General features: G+C 69.5%; 22 protein-coding genes. 9 read left to right on the top strand and 13 right to left on the bottom strand.

Going from position 1 to position 19,965, the window contains the following annotated elements:
* The 7 genes from JNL41_RS15890 to eno form a co-directional block, all read right to left on the bottom strand.
* Window positions 1–1,021: 2-oxo acid dehydrogenase subunit E2 (locus tag JNL41_RS15890; protein WP_293476611.1), on the bottom strand; the 1,021-nt coding region annotated here is incomplete at its 3' end.
* Between the two features lie 14 nt (window positions 1,022–1,035).
* A complete protein-coding gene (locus JNL41_RS15885; RefSeq protein WP_293476609.1) occupies window positions 1,036–1,461 on the bottom strand; it encodes an aldehyde-activating protein in 426 nt (141 codons plus the stop codon).
* Window positions 1,458–1,862 (bottom strand): GFA family protein, encoded by a 405-nt coding sequence (locus JNL41_RS15880; RefSeq protein WP_293476607.1) that lies wholly within the window; start codon window positions 1,860–1,862, stop codon window positions 1,458–1,460. Before JNL41_RS15880 ends, JNL41_RS15885 begins: the two co-directional genes overlap by 4 nt.
* Window positions 1,863–2,013: 151 nt before the next feature.
* Window positions 2,014–3,432 (bottom strand): pyruvate dehydrogenase complex E1 component subunit beta, encoded by a 1,419-nt coding sequence (locus JNL41_RS15875; RefSeq protein WP_293476605.1) that lies wholly within the window; start codon window positions 3,430–3,432, stop codon window positions 2,014–2,016.
* 14 nt (window positions 3,433–3,446) lie between these two features.
* Entirely contained in the window at window positions 3,447–4,472 is a 1,026-nt protein-coding gene (pdhA, locus tag JNL41_RS15870; protein ID WP_293476603.1) for a pyruvate dehydrogenase (acetyl-transferring) E1 component subunit alpha, read from the bottom strand.
* A gap of 49 nt (window positions 4,473–4,521) precedes the next feature.
* Window positions 4,522–4,815 (bottom strand): septum formation initiator family protein, encoded by a 294-nt coding sequence (locus tag JNL41_RS15865; protein ID WP_293476601.1) that lies wholly within the window; start codon window positions 4,813–4,815, stop codon window positions 4,522–4,524.
* Window positions 4,816–4,879: 64 nt separating this feature from the next.
* Window positions 4,880–6,163, bottom strand: coding sequence for a phosphopyruvate hydratase (gene eno, locus JNL41_RS15860; RefSeq protein ID WP_293476599.1), 1,284 nt, complete (start codon window positions 6,161–6,163; stop codon window positions 4,880–4,882).
* Window positions 6,164–6,294: 131 nt separating this feature from the next.
* Here eno and JNL41_RS15855 point away from each other — a divergent pair, with 131 nt between their 5' ends.
* The gene (locus tag JNL41_RS15855; protein WP_293476597.1) at window positions 6,295–7,068 is read left to right on the top strand and encodes an enoyl-CoA hydratase; all 774 of its coding nucleotides are present in this window, start codon (window positions 6,295–6,297) and stop codon (window positions 7,066–7,068) included.
* A gap of 93 nt (window positions 7,069–7,161) precedes the next feature.
* Here the strand turns inward: JNL41_RS15855 and rpmF are convergent, their stop codons facing one another.
* Complete coding sequence (gene rpmF, locus JNL41_RS15850; RefSeq protein ID WP_293359783.1) at window positions 7,162–7,344, bottom strand: 50S ribosomal protein L32; 183 nt, start codon at window positions 7,342–7,344, stop codon at window positions 7,162–7,164.
* Window positions 7,345–7,483: 139 nt separating this feature from the next.
* On the opposite strand from rpmF, the gene JNL41_RS15845 reads away from it, so the two are divergent.
* Window positions 7,484–7,891, top strand: a complete 408-nt coding sequence (locus JNL41_RS15845) for an MAPEG family protein (RefSeq protein ID WP_293476595.1) — start codon at window positions 7,484–7,486, stop codon at window positions 7,889–7,891.
* 15 nt (window positions 7,892–7,906) lie between these two features.
* Here JNL41_RS15845 and JNL41_RS15840 read toward each other — a convergent pair whose 3' ends face one another.
* The 3 genes from JNL41_RS15840 to secG form a co-directional block, all read right to left on the bottom strand.
* The gene (locus JNL41_RS15840; protein WP_293476593.1) at window positions 7,907–9,274 is read right to left on the bottom strand and encodes a calcium-binding protein; all 1,368 of its coding nucleotides are present in this window, start codon (window positions 9,272–9,274) and stop codon (window positions 7,907–7,909) included.
* Window positions 9,275–9,375: 101 nt separating this feature from the next.
* Window positions 9,376–11,013 (bottom strand): CTP synthase, encoded by a 1,638-nt coding sequence (locus JNL41_RS15835; RefSeq protein ID WP_293476591.1) that lies wholly within the window; start codon window positions 11,011–11,013, stop codon window positions 9,376–9,378.
* Between the two features lie 77 nt (window positions 11,014–11,090).
* The gene (gene secG / locus JNL41_RS15830) at window positions 11,091–11,540 is read right to left on the bottom strand and encodes a preprotein translocase subunit SecG (protein ID WP_293476589.1); all 450 of its coding nucleotides are present in this window, start codon (window positions 11,538–11,540) and stop codon (window positions 11,091–11,093) included.
* A gap of 140 nt (window positions 11,541–11,680) precedes the next feature.
* On the opposite strand from secG, the gene JNL41_RS15825 reads away from it, so the two are divergent.
* Window positions 11,681–12,220 (top strand): GNAT family N-acetyltransferase, encoded by a 540-nt coding sequence (locus JNL41_RS15825; RefSeq protein ID WP_293476587.1) that lies wholly within the window; start codon window positions 11,681–11,683, stop codon window positions 12,218–12,220.
* Window positions 12,221–12,265: 45 nt separating this feature from the next.
* On the opposite strand, the gene tpiA is transcribed toward JNL41_RS15825, so the two are convergent.
* Window positions 12,266–13,009, bottom strand: a complete 744-nt coding sequence (gene tpiA, locus JNL41_RS15820) for a triose-phosphate isomerase (protein ID WP_293476586.1) — start codon at window positions 13,007–13,009, stop codon at window positions 12,266–12,268.
* A gap of 125 nt (window positions 13,010–13,134) precedes the next feature.
* On the opposite strand from tpiA, the gene JNL41_RS15815 reads away from it, so the two are divergent.
* Window positions 13,135–15,057, top strand: coding sequence for a peptidylprolyl isomerase (locus JNL41_RS15815; protein WP_293476584.1), 1,923 nt, complete (start codon window positions 13,135–13,137; stop codon window positions 15,055–15,057).
* The gene (gene trpE, locus JNL41_RS15810; RefSeq protein ID WP_293476582.1) at window positions 15,054–16,586 is read left to right on the top strand and encodes an anthranilate synthase component I; all 1,533 of its coding nucleotides are present in this window, start codon (window positions 15,054–15,056) and stop codon (window positions 16,584–16,586) included. Before JNL41_RS15815 ends, trpE begins: the two co-directional genes overlap by 4 nt.
* A 6-nt stretch (window positions 16,587–16,592) precedes the next feature.
* Here trpE and JNL41_RS15805 read toward each other — a convergent pair whose 3' ends face one another.
* Window positions 16,593–16,796 (bottom strand): hypothetical protein, encoded by a 204-nt coding sequence (locus JNL41_RS15805; RefSeq protein WP_293476580.1) that lies wholly within the window; start codon window positions 16,794–16,796, stop codon window positions 16,593–16,595.
* A gap of 51 nt (window positions 16,797–16,847) precedes the next feature.
* On the opposite strand from JNL41_RS15805, the gene JNL41_RS15800 reads away from it, so the two are divergent.
* From JNL41_RS15800 to lexA, 4 genes are all read left to right on the top strand, one after another.
* Window positions 16,848–17,438, top strand: coding sequence for an aminodeoxychorismate/anthranilate synthase component II (locus tag JNL41_RS15800; protein ID WP_293476578.1), 591 nt, complete (start codon window positions 16,848–16,850; stop codon window positions 17,436–17,438).
* A gap of 20 nt (window positions 17,439–17,458) precedes the next feature.
* The gene (gene trpD, locus JNL41_RS15795; protein ID WP_293476576.1) at window positions 17,459–18,487 is read left to right on the top strand and encodes an anthranilate phosphoribosyltransferase; all 1,029 of its coding nucleotides are present in this window, start codon (window positions 17,459–17,461) and stop codon (window positions 18,485–18,487) included.
* The gene (gene trpC / locus JNL41_RS15790) at window positions 18,484–19,260 is read left to right on the top strand and encodes an indole-3-glycerol phosphate synthase TrpC (RefSeq protein WP_293476574.1); all 777 of its coding nucleotides are present in this window, start codon (window positions 18,484–18,486) and stop codon (window positions 19,258–19,260) included. The genes trpD and trpC overlap by 4 nt, the downstream gene beginning before the upstream one ends.
* Window positions 19,261–19,408: 148 nt before the next feature.
* Window positions 19,409–19,965: transcriptional repressor LexA (lexA, locus tag JNL41_RS15785; RefSeq protein ID WP_293476572.1), on the top strand; the 557-nt coding region annotated here is incomplete at its 3' end.

Raw genomic sequence — 19,965 nt, 5'->3', positions numbered from 1 at the left:
TCTCCCGCGCCCGGGCCGCCAGGTCCTTGGCCTCGGTGGCGATCTGGGCCAGCCCCTTGGTCTCGGCCCTGCGGATGATCGGCGTGATCAGGCCGCCGGGGATGGCGACCGCCATGGCGATGTCGGCGTGGTGGTGCATCGTGATGCCGTCCGGCGAGTAGGACGCATTGGCCTCCGGAACCTTCATCAGCGCCATGGCCGCCGCCTTCATGACGATGTCGTTGACGCTGACCTTCACGCTCGACGTCTCGAGCAGGCCGTTGATCCGGGTCCGCGCCGCCAGCAGCGCGTCGATCTCGATGTCGAGGGTCAGCGGGAAATGCGGCACGTCGCGGAAGCTGTCGGTCATCCGCCGCGCCACGGTCTTTCTCATGCCGTCCAGCGGGATCAGGTCGTAGCTGCCGGGCGCGATGCCCATCTGCTCAAGCGTCTTGGCCTCGCGCGGCGCGGCGGCGGCCGGCGCAGCCGCCGGGGCCGGGGCCCCAGCCTGCGACGCCGCCTGCGGCGAAGCAGGCCGGGCCTTGTCGATGTCGGCCTTCACGATCCGGCCGTGCGGGCCCGAGCCCTGGACGGCGGAGAGGTCGATGCCCTTCTGCTCCGCCAGCCTGCGGGCCAGCGGCGAGGCGAAGACGCGGTTCCCGTCGGCGGCCCTCGCCGGCGCCGGCGCAGGGGCCGCGGCCGGAGCCGCTTTCGGCGCCTCGGCCGCAGGTTCAGCCGCCCTGGCGGGCGCGGCGGCCTCGGCCTTCGGAGCCTCCGCCTTCGGCGCGGGCGCAGCCTCGCCCTCCCCGGCCAGCTTGGCGATCGGCGTGTTCACCTTCACGCCCTCCGTCCCCTCCGCGATCAGCAGGTCCTCGACCACGCCCTCGTCGACGGCTTCGACCTCCATCGTCGCCTTGTCGGTCTCGATCTCGGCGATCACGTCGCCGGACTTGATCGTGTCGCCCTTCTTCACGTGCCACTTGGCCAGCGTCCCCTCCTCCATCGTCGGCGACAGCGCGGGCATAAGGATGTCGATGGACATGTGGTCTCCGGGCTCTAGGCGCTCGGTTGCAGTTCAGTGAGGTCGGCGGGCGACCAGCGGGCCTTGCGGCGCCTGGCCCGCTCCTCCTGGGTCTCGTCGTCGAACACCCAGGGCTCGGGCTTGCGGCCCTCGAAGCCCGGCAGGTCGACTCCCGTCACGTTCAGGATGGCGTAGCGCGCGCCGTCGATCTCGACCGCTGCGCCCACATAGCAGCCGCATTGGGCGCAGATCATGTAGTCCGACCTGCGGTGGCCAAAGCGGTAGTGGAGCAGCTTGCCGCCCATGAAGGTGATGGTAGCGTCCGGGTGGCTGGTCGACAGCGCCCCGTGCCGGCGGCAGAAGCCGCACTGGCAGGCGCGCAGCGGCAGTTCGGCCGCCTCGACGCCCTCGATCTCGACGCGGACCGCGCCGCAGTGGCATTGCCCGTGCAGCCGCTTCATGCCGGCTCCTTGGAGAGGTGCGAGAGCGCGTGCGCGTTGGCTTCCCAGTTCTGGCCGTCGAACGCTTCGATCTCGATCGTGAGGCCGTCGACGCTGTCCAGGCAACGCGCGTTGACGCTCCAGCCGTCCGGGTTCGAGCGCGGTCGATAGAAGCTCTTCACGCCGCACTCGGAGCAGAAGAGGTGTTTGGCCACACGCGTGTTGAAGCTGTACTCGCTGAGCCGCTCCGCGCCCCGGGTCAGCCGGAATCGGCTCTCGGGCACGATCACATGCACGAACCCGGTCTTGGCGCACATCGAGCAGTTGCAGCTCTGCGCCTCGATCGCGTCGGGCACGGCCACCTCGAAGCGGACGCCCCCGCAGTGGCATCCGCCCGCCCGCCAGGTAAAGGGATCACTCATCCTCCACCCCGCTCATCCCGGCGAATGCCGGGACCCAGATGGACTGACTCACATACGGGTTCGACAAGCACCGCGCCTCTCCAGCCCACCGCCGACTTCTGCGATCTGGGGCCCCGGCATTCGCCGGCATGAGCGGATGAGCGGGACGAGGTCATTTGTAGGAAACCGCCCTGGCCGCTGCGACGATGCGTTCGACCGAGGGCATCGAGAGCGCCTCCAGGTTGGCGGCGTAGGGCAGCGGGACGTCTTCCTGATGCACCCGCAGTGGCGGCGCATCCAGGTAGTCGAAGGCGAGTTCGGTGACCTTGGCGGCGATCTCGGCGCCGACGCCCATGGGCCCCCAGCCTTCCTCGACGGTGACCAGCCGGTTGGTCTTCCTGACGCTCTCGACGATGGTGTCGACATCCATCGGGCGGATGGTGCGCAGGTCGACCACCTCGGCCTCGATGCCGTCCTTCGCCAGTTCCTCGGCCGCGGCCAGGCAGAAGCCCACCATGCGCGAATAGGCGACGAGCGTGACGCCGGTCCCGGCGCGGCGCACCTTGGCCTTGCCGATCGGCACGACCCAGTCGACGCCTTCGGGCACGTCGAACTCCTGGCCGTAGAGCATCTCGTGCTCCAGGAAGACCACGGGATTCGGGTCGCGGATCGAGGCCTTGAGCAGGCCCTTGGCGTCGGCGCTGTCGTAGGGCGCCACGACCTTCAGGCCCGGCACATGGCCGTACCAGGCGCCGTAGTCCTGGCTGTGCTGGGCGGCCACGCGGGCGGCGGCGCCATTCGGGCCGCGGAACACGATCGACGTCTTGATCTGGCCGCCCGACATGTAGAGCGTCTTCGCGGCCGAATTGATGATGTGGTCGATGGCCTGCATGGCGAAGTTGAACGTCATGAACTCGACGATCGGCTTCAGTCCGGCCATGCCCGCGCCGACACCGATGCCGGCGAAGCCATGTTCGGTGATCGGGGTGTCGATGACGCGCTTGGGACCGAACTCGTCCAGCAGACCGCGGCTGACCTTGTAGGCGCCCTGGTACTGCGCGACCTCCTCGCCCATCAGGAACACGTCCGGGTCGCGGCGCATCTCCTCGGCCATGGCGTCGCGGAGCGCGTCGCGGACGGTCACCTTCACCAGGTTCACGCCCTCGGGAAGGTCCGGGTCCCTGAGCGACGACGCGGGCGCCGGCGCGGCCAGCGCCGATGTCCGGGCCGGATCGCCCTTGGCCTCGGCGCGCGAGGCCGGCTGCGGATTAGGGTCGGCGGCTTGTGGCTCGGGCAGCGCCTGTGCGTTGGGCGCAGAGGGCGGCTGGGCCGCCCCGCCCTCGCCGGCCCCTTCCTGGCTTCCCAGGCGCGCAATCGGCGTATTGACCTTCACCTCTTCCGTGCCCTCGGCCACGAGCAGTTCGGAGACCACGCCCTCGTCGACCGCCTCCACCTCCATGGTGGCCTTGTCGGTCTCGATCTCGGCGATCACGTCGCCCGACCGGATCGTGTCGCCCACCTTCACATGCCACTTGGCGAGCGTGCCCTCTTCCATCGTCGGAGAGAGGGCCGGCATAAGGATGTCGGTCACGGCTCAGGCCCTCATCACGCTTGGATGTAGACGTCGGTGTAGAGCTCGGAGGGATCCGGCTCCGGGCTGGTGCGGGCGAATTCCGCGGCGTCGGCGACGATCCGCTTCACCTCGGCGTCGATGGCCTTCAGCGCGGCCTCGTCGGCCCAGCCGTTCTTCTCCAGCAGTTCCTCGACATGGTCGATGGGGTCGCGGGTCTTGCGGACCTCGTCCACCTCCTCGCGCGTCCGGTACTTCGCCGGGTCGCTCATCGAGTGGCCGCGGTAGCGGTAGGTCTTGAGTTCCAGGATGTAGGGACCCTTGCCCGCCCGGCAGTGGGCGCAGGCGCGCTCGGCGGCGGCCTTCACGGCCAGCACGTCCATCCCGTCGACCTCCTCGCCCGGGATGTTGAACGAGATGCCCCGCTTGAAGAGCTTCGTCTCGGACGAGCTGCGGTCGATGGCGGTGCCCATCGCGTACTCGTTGTTCTCGATGCAGTAGATGACCGGCAGCTTCCAGACCTGGGCCATGTTGAAGCTCTCGTAGACCTGGCCCTGGTTCGCCGCGCCGTCGCCGTAGTAGGTGAAGCACACCTTGCCGTCGCCGCGGTAGGCGTTGGCGAACGCGAGGCCCGTGCCCAGCGAGACCTGCGCGCCCACGATACCGTGACCGCCGTAGAACGCCGCCTCGGTCGAGAACATGTGCATCGACCCGCCCTTGCCCTTGGACGACCCGCCCGAGCGCCCGGTCAGTTCCGCCATGACCTCCCTCGGGTCCATGCCGCAGACCAGCATGTGGCCGTGGTCGCGGTAGCCGGTGATCATTTGGTCGCCCGGGCGCTTGGCGGCCTCGCAGCCGACGGCGATCGCCTCCTGGCCGATGTAGAGGTGACAGAAGCCGCCGATCAGACCCATGCCGTAGAGCTGGCCCGCCCGCTCCTCGAAGCGGCGGATGAGCAGCATCTGGCGATAGTATTCGAGGAGCTCGTCCTTGCCGGCCGCGGGCTTTTCAGCCCCGCCCGACTTCCGCCGACCGGCCGCCGCCGTCGCCTGACGCGCCATGCATCACCCCGTGATCGTTTGATATCGAAGGACCGCCTGCGACGATCCGTCACTTCACCCTGATCACATAGTCCCTTGGGTCGGCGAAGCCTAGCAGGGACCGCGCTCTTTCCTCGAGCAGGTCGGCCGAAAGGCTCTCGTCGCGCAGGAGCTGGGCGCGGACTTCGAGGTCGTGCCGCTGGGCGGCGAGGCGCTTCAGTTCCTGGGTCTTGGCGATCAGGGTCGCGTCGCGCTTGTCGGATTGCAGCAGACCGGCGTCGCCCGTGAAGGCATGGAAGCCGAAGTAGAAGATCAGCAGCGCCAGGAAGGCGGTCGACAGGTACGGACGCAGACTTGCGAGCACGGCGATTCTCGAACGGGCTTTGGCCCTTATCCCGCCGAATTCCCTAACGGCCCGCTAACCATGCTCAGGCGAGCCGCCTGAGCGCGCCGCGGCCCGCGTAGACGGCCTGGTCGCCCAGTTCCTCTTCGATGCGCAGGAGCTGGTTGTACTTGGCCGTGCGGTCCGATCGGGCCAGCGACCCGGTCTTGATCTGCCCGCAGTTGGTGGCCACCGCGAGGTCGGCGATCGTGGAATCCTCGGTCTCGCCGGAGCGATGGCTCATCACGGCGGTGTAGCTGTTGCGCTGCGCCATATCGACGGCGTCCAGAGTTTCGCTGAGCGTGCCGATCTGGTTGACCTTCACCAGGATCGAGTTGGCCAGGCCCTTGCCGATGCCCATGGCCAGGCGCTCGGGATTCGTCACGAAGAGGTCGTCGCCGACCAGTTGCACCTTGCCGCCCAGCCGGTCGGTGAGCAGCTTCCAGCCCTCGAAGTCGTCCTCGGCGCAGCCGTCCTCGATGCTGACGATCGGGAACTTGGCGGCGAGGTCGGCCAGGTAGTCGACCATGCCGGCCGGATCCACCGTCTTGCCCTCGCCCTCCATCACGTACTTGCCGCCCTTGAAGAACTCGGTGGAGGCGACGTCGAGGCCCAGGTGGAAGTCCTGGCCTGCCTTGTACCCCGCGCTCTCCCCCGCCTTCACGATGAACGCCAGGGCCGCCTCGGCCGACCCGATGTTCGGGGCGAAGCCGCCCTCGTCGCCGACGTTGGTGTTGTGGCCGGCCGCCTTGAGCTGGGCCTTCAGCGCGTGGAAGATCTCGGCGCCGGCCCGCAGGCCCTCGGCGAAGGTGGCAGCGCCGGTCGGCAGGATCATGAATTCCTGGATGTCGATGGGATTGTCGGCGTGCGCGCCGCCGTTGATGATGTTCATCATCGGGACCGGCAGGACCCGCGCGGAGACCCCGCCCACGTACTTGTAGAGCGGCAGCGCCGCCGAGCCGGCCGCCGCCTTGGCGGTCGCCAGGCTGACGCCCAGGATGGCGTTTGCACCCAGGCGGCTCTTGTTCTTCGTGCCGTCGAGGTCGATCAGCATCCGGTCGATCCGGCGCTGGTCCTCCGCGTCGCTGCCCGAAAGCGCGTCGTAGATCTCGCCGTTGACCGCCTCGACCGCCTCGAGAACGCCCTTGCCGCCATAACGGCCCTTGTCGCCGTCACGCTTCTCGACCGCCTCGTGCGCGCCGGTCGACGCGCCCGACGGCACCGCTGCGCGACCCATCGAGCCATCCTCGAGGATCACGTCGACCTCGACCGTGGGGTTGCCGCGGCTGTCCAGGATCTCGCGGGCGATGATGTCGACGATCTCGGTCATGGGGTCCTCTGCGGCGCTGCGGCGGGCCGGACCCTTAGCCAGCTTCGATGGCAGGGGCAATGTCGCGCCCCACGCGTGGCTTGACTGCCGCGGCGCGAGCGGGCCCATGCGGCGGCCGAAGAGGAGTTCCCATGCTGCTGGTAGAAAAGCCGTCGCAAGGCGTCGCCGTCGTCACCCTGAACCGCCCCGAGGCGATGAACGCACTCTCCAAGGCCCTGCGCGCCGAGTTGCAGCGGGCCATCCGTGAACTCGACGCCGACGACAGCGTGAAGGTCATCGTCCTGACCGGGGCCGGCGAGCGCGCCTTCACCGCCGGTCTCGACCTGAAGGAACTCTCCACCGACCCGCTGGGCATGGGCGCCGCGAACGCCACCGACCCCGCCGAGAACCCGGCCCGCGCCGTCCTGTCGTGTTCCAAGCCGATCATCGGCGCGATCAACGGCGTGGCGATCACCGGCGGCTTCGAGGTGGCGCTGGCCTGCGACGTGCTGCTCTGTTCCGAAAACGCCCGGTTCGCCGACACCCACGCACGGGTGGGCATCACGCCCGGCTGGGGCCTCTCGCAGAAGCTCAGCCGCGCCATCGGCCCCTACCGGGCCAAGGAACTTTCGCTGACCGGCAACTTCCTGTCGGCGCAGCAGGCCTACGACTGGGGGCTGGTGAACCGCGTGGTGCCGGCCGCCGAGCTGATGCCCGCCGCCCTCAAGCTCGCCTCGGAGATGGCCTCCATCGAGGCCGACATGCTGGTGACCTACAAGGCGATGATCGACGACGGCTACGCCACGACCCTCGGCGCCGGGCTCGAGCTGGAGCACGAGCGCTCGGTCGTTCACAACCGCGAGGTCACCCCCGAAATGGTCGCCCAGCGCCGCGAGAACGTGCAGGCCCGCGGCCGCAGCCAGTAACCTTCCCTCCCGTTCACGAGGAGGGCGGAAACGCAAAAGCGCCGGCCCTGGAGCCGGCGCTTCGAATATCGTCGGACGACGCGCGTGAAGCGGTCAGTCTTCCTTCGGCGTCAGGACCTGACGGCCCTTGTACATGCCGGTCTTCAGGTCGACGTGGTGCGGACGCTTCAACTCGCCCGTTTCCTTGTCTTCGTGGAAGGTGTTGGGGCCGAGCGCGTGGTGCGACCGGCGCATGTTACGCCGCGACGGCGAAGTTTTGCGTTTAGGAACAGCCATCGGAAGATCTCTGCGGCGTGAAATGTCTGCGGCGGCCGGATGGGCCGCCTCAAGTGAGCGGCGGCTTATGCATGAAACCCCGTGCATGATCAAGCCGCCAGGACTACGCCTTACGACGTAAGCGCGATGGAGGGCCGCCATGCCGCAGGAACTGATCTTCCCCCCGATGGGCGCGATGGCGCTGCTGACCTTCATCGTCCTCGGTTTCATCCCCGCGCGGCGGTTCCGCGCCGCCTTCGCGGGCCGCGTGACCCGCGACGACTTCAAGTTCGGCGAATCGGCGGCGGTGCCCGGCGACGTCTCGATCCCCAACCGCAACTTCATGAACCTGCTCGAGCTGCCGGTGCTCTTCTACGTGGCGGGGCTCATGTACTACGTCGCCGGCCGACTGGACCAGGCGGCGCTGATCGTGGCCTGGGCCTATGTCGCCCTGCGGGTCGTCCACTCCGCGATCCACCTGACCTACAACAACGTCATGCACCGGCTGGCCGTGTACGCGGTCTCGAACGCCGTGCTCATGGCCTTCTGGCTGATGTTCTTCATCTAGGGGCGGCGTTCCGCCCTACTCGAAGTCGTCGAAGCCGATGTCCGCGAGCGAGCGGCCGACCAGCATGACCGCCGAGTCTGCGCTTCCGTTGTCGCCGGCGCTGTCGGCGAACACGATCACGTCTGCGCCCACCTGCACCGCCACGTAGTTGATCGTGCCCGCCGCGATCTGGCCGTTGGCGAAGCCGAGCGCGGCGGCGTAGTCGGCCTGGGTCGACTCCGCGTAGTTGCCCGCCGTGCCCGCCCCCGCCGGCTGGTTGCTGCCGTCCGCGAAGAACAGGCGATCCTCGCCGGCCCAGTCGGTGATGCGGTCCAGACCCGAGGCGGCCGCCGGGACCGCGCTCTGGAAGAACTGGAACAGGTCGCCGCCCGCGCCGCCCGTCACGGTGTCCGCGCCCGAGCCGCCGTCCAGGGTGTCGGTCCCGATCCCGCCCAGCAGGCTGTCGCTGCCGCCGGTTCCGGTGATCTCGTCGTTGCCCGCGCCGCCGTCGACGGTGGCCGTGCCGCTCGCCGCTGGATCCAGCGGCAGGCACAGGTCGTCGCCATCGCCGAGCTGGACGACGAACGTGCCGGGATCCATGCCGACCACGTCGTTGCCGGCGCCGGCGTCGATCGTGTTGGTCTCCCGGGCGATGACGGTGTCGTTGCCGTCCCCGCCCATGAGGGTGTTCGATCCGCCGCCGTCCTGCAGGAAGTCGTCGCCGCCCTCGCCGAGCAGCAGGTCGTTGCCCTGCCCTGCGAAGATGGTGTCGTTGCCGAGGTTTCCGTTCAGGAAGTCGTTGCCGCCGCCCGAGAACCCCTGCCGGTTGTCCAGCAGACCGAGCTCCCGCGGTGTCCCGGGATCGGTGATGTTGATCACGTCGTTGCCCTGGCCGCCCAGCAAGGTGTCGTTGTCGGTCCCCGAGCCGGAGATCGTATCGTTCCCGCGGTTGCCCTGGCCGAAGTTGGTCCCGCCCGGTGTCGGGCTGTCGCCGACGACGATCCGGTCGTCGTCCTGGCCGCCGTAGATGATGTCGTAGGCGCCGCCGCCGACGAGGCTGTCGTTGCCCTGATTGCCCTGCAGCAGGTTCAGGCCGTCACCGCTGCTCAGCGTATCGGCGCCCGGCCCGCCGTAGAGGCCGTCGCCGTTGGCTCCGGTGGTCGTCTGGTCGTTCGCGGCGCCACCGATGAAGAGCACGCCGCCGCCGGTGAAGGTCTTCGTCGCGCCGGCGACGGCCGACCCGAACATCACCGACCGGTCGCCGATCATGATCGTGGTCAGCTCGGCCGAGGTGAACAGGACCGTCGTCGTGGCCCCCGTGCCCTGGTCCAGGACGAGCGTGTCGGCGGCCGTGATGGCCATCGCCTGCATCGCCGTGATGGTCGAGAAGTTGAACGTCGCCACGAGAGCCTCCCGCAAGCCAGCCGCAGTCGGCTAGCAGTTGGAGTTACGGCGTGGGTGTCAACACGGCTTCCGTGCAGGCGCGCAGAGCGGCGCTGCGTTTCCTAGACGAGCCGGCTCCGGTCGCGCGCCGCGGCGACGAAGCTCGCGAACAGCGGATGCGGGTCGAACGGGCGGCTCTTCAGCTCCGGATGGTACTGCACGCCTACGAACCACGGATGGTCCTGGCGCTCGCACAACTCGGGCAGAATGCCGTCGGGCGAGAGGCCGGTGAACTTCAGGCCCGTGTTCTCGATCGCGTCGCGGTAGGCGATGTTCACCTCGTAGCGGTGACGGTGGCGCTCCGAGATGTTGGATGCGCCGTAGATCTCGGCCACCCGGCTGCCCGGCGTCAGCACCGCCTCGTAGGCGCCGCACCGCATGGTGCCGCCCAGTTCGCCGCCCTCGGCGCGGACTTCCTTCTCGTTGCCCTTCACCCACTCGGTCATCAGGCCCACGATCGGCTCGGAGGTCGGCCCGAACTCGGTGGACGAGGCCTGGCGGATGCCGGCCAGGTTCCGCGCCGCCTCGATCATCGCCATCTGCATGCCGAAGCAGATGCCGAAGTAGGGCACGGCGTGCTCGCGGGCGAACTGCACCGAACGGATCATGCCCTCGGAGCCGCGTTCGCCGAACGCGCCGGGCACCAGCACGCCGTGGACGCTGTTGAGCCGCTCGCTGATGAGCGCCTCTTCCTTCTCGAAGACCTCGCCCTCGATCCAATCGAACTTCACGCGCACGTTGTTCGCCACGCCGCCGTGGACCAGGGCTTCGATCAGCGATTTGTAGGCGTCGGTCAGCGCCGTGTACTTGCCGACGATGGCGATGTTCACCTCGCCGTCGGGATGGCGCAGGCGGTGGTCGATCTCCTGCCACTTCGTCAGGTCCGGCGCCGGTGCGTCGCGCATGCCGAAGACGTCCAGCACCTCGGTGTCGAGGCCCTCGCGGTGATAGTCGAGCGGCACAGAGTAGATGCTGGCGGAGTCCATCGCCTGGATGACGGCGCTCGGGCGCACGTTGCAGAACAGGCCCAGCTTCTTCCGCTCACCCTCCGGGATCGGCATCTCGCAGCGGCAGAGCAGGATATCGGGCTGGATGCCGATGGACCGCAGTTCCTTCACCGAGTGCTGCGTCGGCTTGGTCTTCATCTCGCCGGCGGTCTTGATATAGGGCAGCAGCGTCAGGTGGATGAAGCAGGCGTGACCCCGCGGCAGCTCCTGGCCCAACTGGCGGATAGCCTCGAAGAACGGCAGGCCCTCGATGTCGCCGACGGTGCCGCCCACCTCGACCAGCACGAAGTCGACGCCCTCGCCCGGATCGCCGAGCACGAAGTCTTTGATCTCGCCGGTGACGTGCGGGATCACCTGGACCGTCGCGCCCAGATAGTCGCCGCGACGCTCCTTCTCGATGATCTTCTTGTAGATCTGGCCGGTGGTGATGTTGTCGTTCTTGGTCGCGTTGACGCCCGTGAAGCGCTCGTAGTGGCCGAGGTCCAGGTCGGTCTCGGCGCCGTCGTCGGTGACGAACACCTCGCCGTGCTGGGTGGGCGACATCGTGCCCGGATCCACGTTCAGATACGGGTCGAGCTTACGGAGGCGGACCTTGTAGCCCCGCGCCTGCAAAAGCGCGCCGAGCGCAGCCGACGCGAGACCCTTGCCAAGTGAGGAGACCACGCCGCCGGTGATGAAAATGTACCGGGCCATGGGCGTTCAGATTAGCCGCGATTCGCACGCGGCGGACTCAGTGATTCGCGTTGTCCCCAGTCTCTTTCGAGCCCGGGCTACTTCTTGGCGGGCTGGGCCGGGGCGGCCGGCTCGGCCGACGGCAGGGCGCCGAACGGGCTGTTGATGTTGGGGGTCGGCGCGCTCAGCGGGCCCGGCGCGGTCGGCGCCGGCGTCGCGGACGGCGCGGGCGCGCCGCCGGCGGGCTGCTGCGGCATCGACTTGTTGAGTTCGGCCGGGTTGATCGCGTTGACCTTCATCCGGTCGACGACCGACGCCGCGCCACGCTCGCGGCCCGCCACGATGGTCAACAGCAGGCCCAGCACGAAGAAGATGGTGCCGAGGATCCAGGTGGTGCGGGTCAGGAGGTCGCCCGCGCCGCGGACCGACATCAGCGAACCCGTGCCGCCCGAAACGAACCCGCCGCCCTCGGAGCGCTGCAGCAGCACGACCACCACGAGGAAGAAGGCCACGATGATCTCGATGACCAGCAGCAGGTTGAGCAGCATCAGGTTCGACTTTCCGCGGGCCGGGTGCGTTTCGGTAGACACACCCCGCCGAAATGAAGCGCGCGCTCTATCACCGCGCCCGGCTGAACGCCATAGCTAGTGCGTCGCACCTCATGATCAATGGTGCGGCTGGGGCTGTGATGATTCTCGACCTGACGCGTCTCCCGATCCTGGAGACCGAGCGATTGCGGCTCGAACCGCTGCTCGCCTCCGACGCCGACCAACTCTTCCCGATCATGGGCGATCCCGAGGTCATGGCCTACTGGGACGTCGCCGAGATCGACGACCCGGACATCGTGGCGGAGATCGTGGGGAGCCAGGTCCGGGGCATGCAGGCGGGCCGGTCGGTCTACTGGGCCATGCGCCGGCTCGCCGACGACGCCTTCCTGGGCAGTTGCGACCTCTCCGACGTCGACCGCTGGCACCGACGGGCCGAGGTGGGCTTCATGCTGGGCCGTGAGGCCTGGGGCCAGGGCTACGCGCTGGAGGCCATGCAGACCGTCGTGGCCTTCGCCGGCGCCAACGGCATCCGCAAGCTCGTCGCCCGCACCCACCTCGGCAACCGCCGCTCCGAGGCGCTGCTCACTAAGCTCGGGTTCGCCGAGGAAGGCCTGCTCCGCGGCCACGTCCTGCGCGACGGCGAACGCCGCGACTGCCGCCTCTACGGCCTTCTGCTCTGAGGTCGGAAGTCCGAGGAACCACGAACCGCGTTTCGTGGTTCGACTTCAGAGAGCCCGGATGATGCCCAGGAAGTCGTCCGCCTTGAGCGAGGCGCCGCCGACCAGGGCGCCGCCCACCTCGTCTGCGTGGAGGATTTCGACGGCGTTCGAGGGCTTCACCGAGCCGCCGTAGAGGATCGGGACGGCGCGGCCCGCCTCGCCGAACAGCTCGGTCAGCGTCGCGCGGATCGCCCGGTGGACGTCCTCGATCTCCGGCGTGGTGGGTGTCAGTCCGGTGCCGATCGCCCAGACCGGCTCGTAGGCCACGGAGAACGCCTTGCCGGCCAGTTCCGCCGGGAGCGAGCCCCTCACCTGCCCGGTCACGACCGCCAGGGTGTCGCCCGCCTTGCGCTGCTCCAGCGTCTCGCCCACGCAGACGATCGGCTCAAGTCCGGCCCTCAGCGCCGCCAGTGTCTTCGCCGCGACGGCGGCGTCCGTCTCGCCGTGGTCGGCCCGCCGCTCGGAGTGGCCGACGATCACCAGCTTCGCACCCGCGTCCGCCAGTTGTTCCGCCGCCACGTCGCCCGTGTGTGCGCCGGAGGCCTGCGCGTGGCAGTCCTGCCCGCCCACCAGCACGGCGCTGTCCTTCAGCGTCCAGGCCATCTGCGCCACCAGCGTGGCCGACGGGCAGAGCGCCACGCGGGCGGCCGTGTCGCCCAGCCCCGCGGCCACCGCCTTCGCCTCCGCGAGCGAGGCCGCCAGGCCGTTCATCTTCCAGTTTCCGGCGATCAGCGGCCGCGGCGCAGTCATTCCGTACCCTCGCATGACGTGAAGCCGCGCGGTTAAGCCATGCCGGCCCCGCTGTCACGCGCTTGCCCCAGCGAAGGCGTCTCCCCTATACCGGCGCGCTAGCCTGTTCCGAGGACCACCACCTAATGCTCGCCGGTATCCGAAACTTCGCGAAGTCCTGGCCCGCCAGGATCCTGATGGGCCTCCTGGCGATCAGCTTCGTCGGCTGGGGCGCGAACCAGGTGGGCGTGTCGGCCGTCGCCGGCGACTGGGTGGTCAAGGCGGGCTCGCGCACCGTCGACTCGCAGGCGTTCAAGCGCGAGTACGACAACCAGAAGAAGCGCATCGAGCAGCAGCAGGGCCAGCCGATCACGCCCGAGATCGCGGAGCAGAACAAGCTCGACACCATGGTCCTGCAGGGCGTGGCGACGCGTGAGGCGTTCTCGGAACTGCTGCAGAAGGCCGGCATCCGGCCCTCCGACAAGCTGGTCCTCGACCAGATCGAGAAGATTCCGGCGTTCTTCGACCCCATCTCGGGCCGCTTCGACAAGAAGACCTTCCAGCAGCGGCTGGGCGAGAACGGCCTGCGTCCGCAGGAGTTCGACGCCGTGCTCCGCGACGAGATGGCGACCCAGCACTGGGCGGTCTCGGTCCAGAACGGGCTGGCCGTGCCGCGGAGTTACGGCGCGCTGGCTTCGGTGTTCGCGCTGGAAAGCCGCGACCTGTCCTACTTCGTGCTGACACCGGGCTCGGTGCCGGCGCCGCCGAAGCCGACCGACGCGCAGTTGCAGGCGTTCATCGCCGAGAACAAGCAGGCCCTGACGGTGCCGGAGACCCGCATCATCACCGTCGTGCCGTTCACGCCCCAGGGCGCGCAGGCGGCGTCGACGGCGCCGATCGACCCGGCCGAACTCGCCAAGCGCTATCAGTTCCGCAAGGACACGCTCTCCAAGCCCGAGACCCGCACCCTGGTGCAGATTCCGGTGAAGGACCAGGCCGCCGCCCAGGCCGCCGCCGCGCGGCTCCAGAAGGGCGAGGCGCCGGCCGCGGTCGCCAAGTCGCTCGGCGTCGACGCCGTCACCTACGACGAGAAGCCGCTGACCGCCGTCGCCGACCGCAAGGTGGGCCAGGCCGCGTTCAAGATGCAGGCCGGCCAGGTGGCCGCCGTCCAGGGCGACCTGGGCCTCGCCGTCGTCAAGGTCGTGACCATCACCCAGGGCCGCGAGGTGACCCTCGAGGAAGCCCGCCCGATGCTCGAAGCCGAGATCCGCAAGGACATGGTCGCCGAGAAGGTCTACGCCCAGACCCAGGCCTACGACGACGCCCACCAGGGCGGCGCGACCCTGGCCGAGGCCGCCGCCAAGGCCGGCGTGGCCGCCCAGACCATCGGTCCCGTCAGCGCCCAGGGCGTCGACGACCAGGGCCGCCAGCTCCAGGGCTTCCCGCCCAAGATCCTCGAGACCGCGTTCGGCCTGCCTCCGGGCGGCGAGAGCGAGATCACCGACCTGGGCGAAGGCGCCTACTTCGCGGTGAAGGTCGATCGGATCCTCCCGCCGCATGTGCGCCCGCTGGAGGAGATCCGCGGCGAACTTACCCAGGCCTGGACCCAGCGCGAGATCGTCAAGGCGCTCGAGGCCAAGGCCAACGACCTCGAAGCCCGTATCAAGAAGGGCGAGAGCCTCGACGCCGCCGCCGCCTCGGCCGGCGTCTCCGTGGTGCGTGTCGCCGGCCTGACCCGCCAGACGGCCCAGTCGCATCCGGAACTCGGCCGCGAGATCCTGGCCCGCGCCTTCGCCTCGAAGCCCGGCGAGTCCTGGGTCGGCCGCGCGCCGAACGGCATCGCCATCGGCCAGGTCGGCAACGTCCGCATGGACGCCGGCCCCACCGCCGCCCAGATCGCCGAGCAGCAGCGCGGCGAACTCACCCAGGCCCTGTTCCGCGAAATGGCCGAAGCGGCCCAGACCTACGCCCGCGCCAAGATGAAGGTGAAGGTCGATGCGGCTCGCGCCCGCGCCGCCGCCGGCTTCGAACCGCTGGAGAAGAAGGGCGCGGCGGAGAAGAAGAAGTGATCCTGGAGCCGCCGTTCGAGGCCTTTCGATCGACCTACGACGGCGGCGCCCCCCAGGTCGTCTGGACGCGCCTCATCGACGACCTGGAGACCCCGGTCTCTGCGTTCCTCAAGATCGGCCACGGCAAGCCCTACGCGTTCCTGTTCGAGTCCGTCGAAGGCGGCGCCTTCCGCGCGCGCTATTCGGCCATCGCGCTCAATCCGGACCTCGTCTGGCGCTGTCGCGGCGACCAGGCCGAGATCGCCACGGGCGCCGACATCGCCGCCGACCGCTTCGCGCCGCAGGCGGGGGGCGCGCTCGACTCGCTGCGCGACCTGCTGGCCGGCGCCCGCATCGACATGCCGGCGGGCCTGCCGCCGATGGCCGCCGGCGTCTTCGGCGCCCTGGGCTACGACACGATCCGGCTGGCCGAGCGCCTGCCGAACGTCAATCCCGATCCGCTCGACCTGCCCGACGGCGTACTGACCCGCCCGTCCATCGTCGCGATCTTCGACGCCATCGCGCAGGAGATCCTCGTGGTGACGCCGGTGCGGCCCGACGGGTCCGCCGCCGAGGCCGCCTACGAGGCCGCCCGCAAGCGCATCCAGGCCGTTGCCGACGACCTGAAGAAGCCCACGCCCCCGCTCAAGGGCGACTCCACGCCCGAGCCCGACCGCTTCACCACGCCGGTCGACCGCGAGACCTACAAGGGCATCGTGGCGAAGGCCAAGGCGTACATCGAGGCCGGCGACATCTTCCAGGTTGTGCCCAGCCACCGCTTCCGCGCGCCCTTCGCCCGCGACCCGTTCGCGCTCTATCGGTCGCTGCGCCGCTCGAACCCCTCGCCGTTCCTGTTCTTCCTGGACTTCGGCCGCTTCCACGTCGCCGGCTCCAGCCCGGAGATCCTGGTCCGCCTGCGCGACGGCAAGATCACCATCCGCCCCATCGCCGGCACCCGTCCCCGCGGCGCGACGCCCGAGGAGGACCGCCGTCTCGAACAGGAGCTGATCGCCGATCCGAAGGAACGCGCCGAGCATCTCATGCTGCTCGACCTCGGCCGCAACGACGTGGGCCGCGTCGCCATGCTGAAGCAGGCCGGGGCCAACGAGCCGCAGCCGCTCGCCAGAGGCCCCCGCGTCCGCGTCACCGACAGCTTCTTCGTCGAGCGCTACGCCCGCGTGATGCATCTGGTCTCCAACGTCGAGGGCGACGCCCCCGACGGCCTGGACCCCGTCGACGTGGTCATGGCCGCCCTGCCCGCCGGCACGCTCTCGGGCGCACCCAAGGTCCGCGCCATGGAGATCATCGACGAACTGGAGATCGAAAAGCGCGGCATCGCCTACGCCGGCGCGGTCGGCTACTTCGGCGCCGACGGCTCGGTCGACACCTGCATCGTGCTGCGCACCGCGCTCTTCAAGGACGGGGTCATGTACATCCAGGCCGGCGGCGGCGTGGTGGCCGACAGCGATCCGGACGCGGAATACGACGAGACCCTGCACAAGGCCCGCGCGCTCCGCGACGCGGCCGTCGAGAGCTGGCGGTTCGTCTGAGCGAGCCTAGTCGGGCGCGCTCTCGGCGGTGTGTTGCGTCGTCACCGGCGGGGCCAGCACCATGATCGTCGCGAACAGCACCGACGTCAGCGCCAGCGCGGTGGCCGCCACCAGCGCCGGCCACATCGGATCGCGGCGCGCCGGGGGCTGGAGCAGCGCCCGGGCGCGGGCCACCTCGGAGGCGTCCATGGCCGAATCGCGCAACGCCATCGGGGGAGCATCCCGCTTGGCGCGCGGCGCGGCAAAGCCTATGGAGCGTCCATGATCCTCGTCGTCGATAACTACGACAGCTTCACCTACAACCTCGTTCACTACCTGAACGAGCTGGGGGCTGAGACGGTTGTGCATCGCAATGATGCGGTCACCGTCGACGAGGCGCTGGGTCTTCGGCCCGATGCGGTGCTGCTCAGCCCCGGCCCCTGCACCCCCAACGAAGCCGGCATCTGTCTCGACCTCATCGGCAAAGCGCCGGAAACCCTGCCGATCCTGGGCGTCTGCCTCGGCCATCAGGCGATCGGCCAGGCGTTCGGCGGCCGGGTCGTCCGCGCGCGCGCCCTGATGCATGGAAAAACGAGCCCGATCCGTCACGACGACACCGGTGTGTTCACCGGGTTGAAGAATCCGTTCACGGCCACCCGATACCACTCCCTTTCGGTTGAGAAGGACGTTCTGCCGCAGGTCCTCGAGGCCAACGCCTGGACCGAGGACGGCGAGATCATGGGCCTGCGCCACCGGACCCGCCCGATCCATGGCGTACAGTTCCACCCGGAGTCGATCGCCACCGAATGCGGCCACGACCTCTTGGCCAACTTCCTCGACCTCGCCGGCGTGAAACGGCTCGCCCAGGTCTGACGCCGCCGCCTGAGCCGATCATGTCCGACGCCTTCAAGCCGCTCCTGATGCGCCTCGCCGACGGCGCGACCCTCTCCGAGGACGACGCCCAGGAGTTCTTCGCCGCCTGCCTGCGCGGCGAGCCGACGGCGGCCCAGGTCGGCGCGGCGCTGACCGCCATGCGGATGCGCGGCGAGACGCTCGGCGAGATCACCGCCTGCGCGCGGGCCATGCGCAAGGCCGCCATACACCTCGATCCGCCCTACCCCACGATCGACGTCTGCGGCACCGGCGGCGACGGCCTGCACACGCTGAACATCTCCACCGCGGTGGGCTTCGTGGCCGCGGGCGGCGGGTTGAAGGTCGCCAAGCACGGCAACCGCGCGCTGTCGTCCAAGTCCGGCGGCGCGGACGTGCTGTCCGAACTCGGCGTGGCGATCGACGCGGGGCTGGAGCGCCAGCAGAAAGCGCTGGACGAGGCCGGCATTTGCTTCCTGTTCGCCCCCGCCCACCATGGCGCGATGCGCCACGTCTCGCCGCTCAGGGCCGAGCTCGGCTTCCGGACCATCTTCAATCTGCTGGGGCCGCTCACGAACCCCGCGGGCGCGAAGCGGCAGGTCGTGGGCGTCTTCGCCGAGCGGTGGGTCGCGCCGCTGGCGCAGGTGCTGGGCGCGCTGGGCTCGGAGCGCGCCTGGGTCGTCCACGGTGGCGGCATGGACGAGATGACCACGACCGGCGAGACCAGCGTCGCGGAGTTCCGCGAGGGCCAGGTGCGGCTCTTCACCATCACGCCCGAGGCCGTGGGCCTGCCTCGCGCCGCCCTGGCCGACCTCACGGGCGGCACACCCGCCCAGAACGCCGACGCGATCCGTCGCCTGCTGCAGGGCGAGCCGGGCGCCTACCGCGACATCGTGATGCTGAACGCCGCCGCCGCCTTCCTGGTCGGCGAGAAGGTCGAGACCCTGCGCGAGGGCGTCGAACTGGCCGGGCAGGTCATCGACGACGGCCGCGCGCAGGCCGCGCTCGCGAAGCTGGTCGAGATCGCCCCCCTGGTGCGCGACGGCCCATGACCGACATCCTCGAGAAGATCGCGGCGTACAAGCGCGAGGATGTGGCGGCGCGGAAGGCGGCGCGGCCCAGCGTCTCCGTCGCCGGCGTGTCCGCGCCTCGCGGCTTCCGCGCGGCGCTGGAACGCGCTCACGCCCCCGGCCGCCTCGCCCTCATCGCCGAGATCAAGAAGGCCTCGCCGTCGAAGGGCCTGATCCGCGAGGACTTCGATCCGCCGGCCCTGGCCAGGGCCTATGAGGCCGGTGGCGCGGCCTGCCTCTCCGTCCTGACCGACGGTCCCAGCTTCCAGGGCGCCGACGCCTATCTGACCGCCGCACGCGACGTCTGCGCCCTGCCCTGCATCCGCAAGGATTTCCTCGTCGACCCCTGGCAGGTGACCGAGAGCCGCGCCCTGGGCGCCGACGCCATCCTCGTCATCCTCGCGATGGTCGACGATGCCCTGGCCTCCGAACTGGTGTCGGAAGCATGCCGCCTCGGAATGGACGCCCTCGTCGAAGTCCATGACGAGGACGAGATGGCCCGCGCCGGCCGCCTCGGCGCCGATCTGGTCGGCGTCAACAACCGCGATCTGCGCACGTTCACCGTCGATCTCGGCATCACCGAACGCCTGGCCGCCGCCGCGCCGCCCGGCGCGCTGCTCGTCACCGAGAGCGGCGTCTTCACGCCCGGCGACGCCGCCCGACTCGAACGCGCCGGCGCCAAGGCGATGCTGGTGGGCGAGAGCCTGATGCGGCAGGCCGACGTCACCGCCGCGACTCGCGCCCTGACCGGCTGAGTCGGGCCGCGATTCTCTTCCGAGCCTCCCGCCGATCTCCTTGTTCCGGCAGCGCTTTTTGCGGGCGCCGGCGCCGTAACTTGACATTGACGCGGAACACCTGGAGAACATCGGCAGAAGTTGGCGATTTGTTCTGCGAGGACCCGAGATGCTCACCCGCAAGCAGCATGAATTGCTCATGTTCATCCATGAGCGGATAAAGGAAACGGGCGTCTCCCCGTCGTTCGACGAGATGAAGGAGGCGCTGGACCTGGCCTCCAAGTCCGGCATCCACCGGCTCATCACGGCGCTGGAGGAGCGCGGCTTCCTGCGTCGCCTGCCCCACCGGGCCCGAGCGCTGGAAGTCGTGAAGCTGCCGCAGCAGGCCACGGCCGCCGCGCCGCCCAAAGGGCGCGCCCCCTTCAAGCCCCAACTTGTGGAAGCCGGCGCCGCGATGCCGGCCGCCGCCAACGACACCCGCGAATTGCCGATCCTGGGTCGCATCGCCGCCGGCACGCCGATCGAGGCGATCCAGCAGGAGCGCGACCGCATCCCGGTGCCCGAGACGATCCTGGGCGCGGGCGAGCACTTTGTCCTCGAGATTTCCGGCGACTCGATGATCAACGCCGGCATTCTGGACGGCGACTTCGTGGTCATCCGCCGTACCGACAGCGCCGTCTCCGGCGACATCGTGGTCGCGCTGGTGGACGGAGAGGAAGCCACCCT

The organism is Phenylobacterium sp. (genome assembly GCF_016793285.1).
Taxonomy (GTDB): domain Bacteria; phylum Pseudomonadota; class Alphaproteobacteria; order Caulobacterales; family Caulobacteraceae; genus Phenylobacterium.
This window is presented reverse-complemented; position numbering and strand designations above follow the sequence as displayed.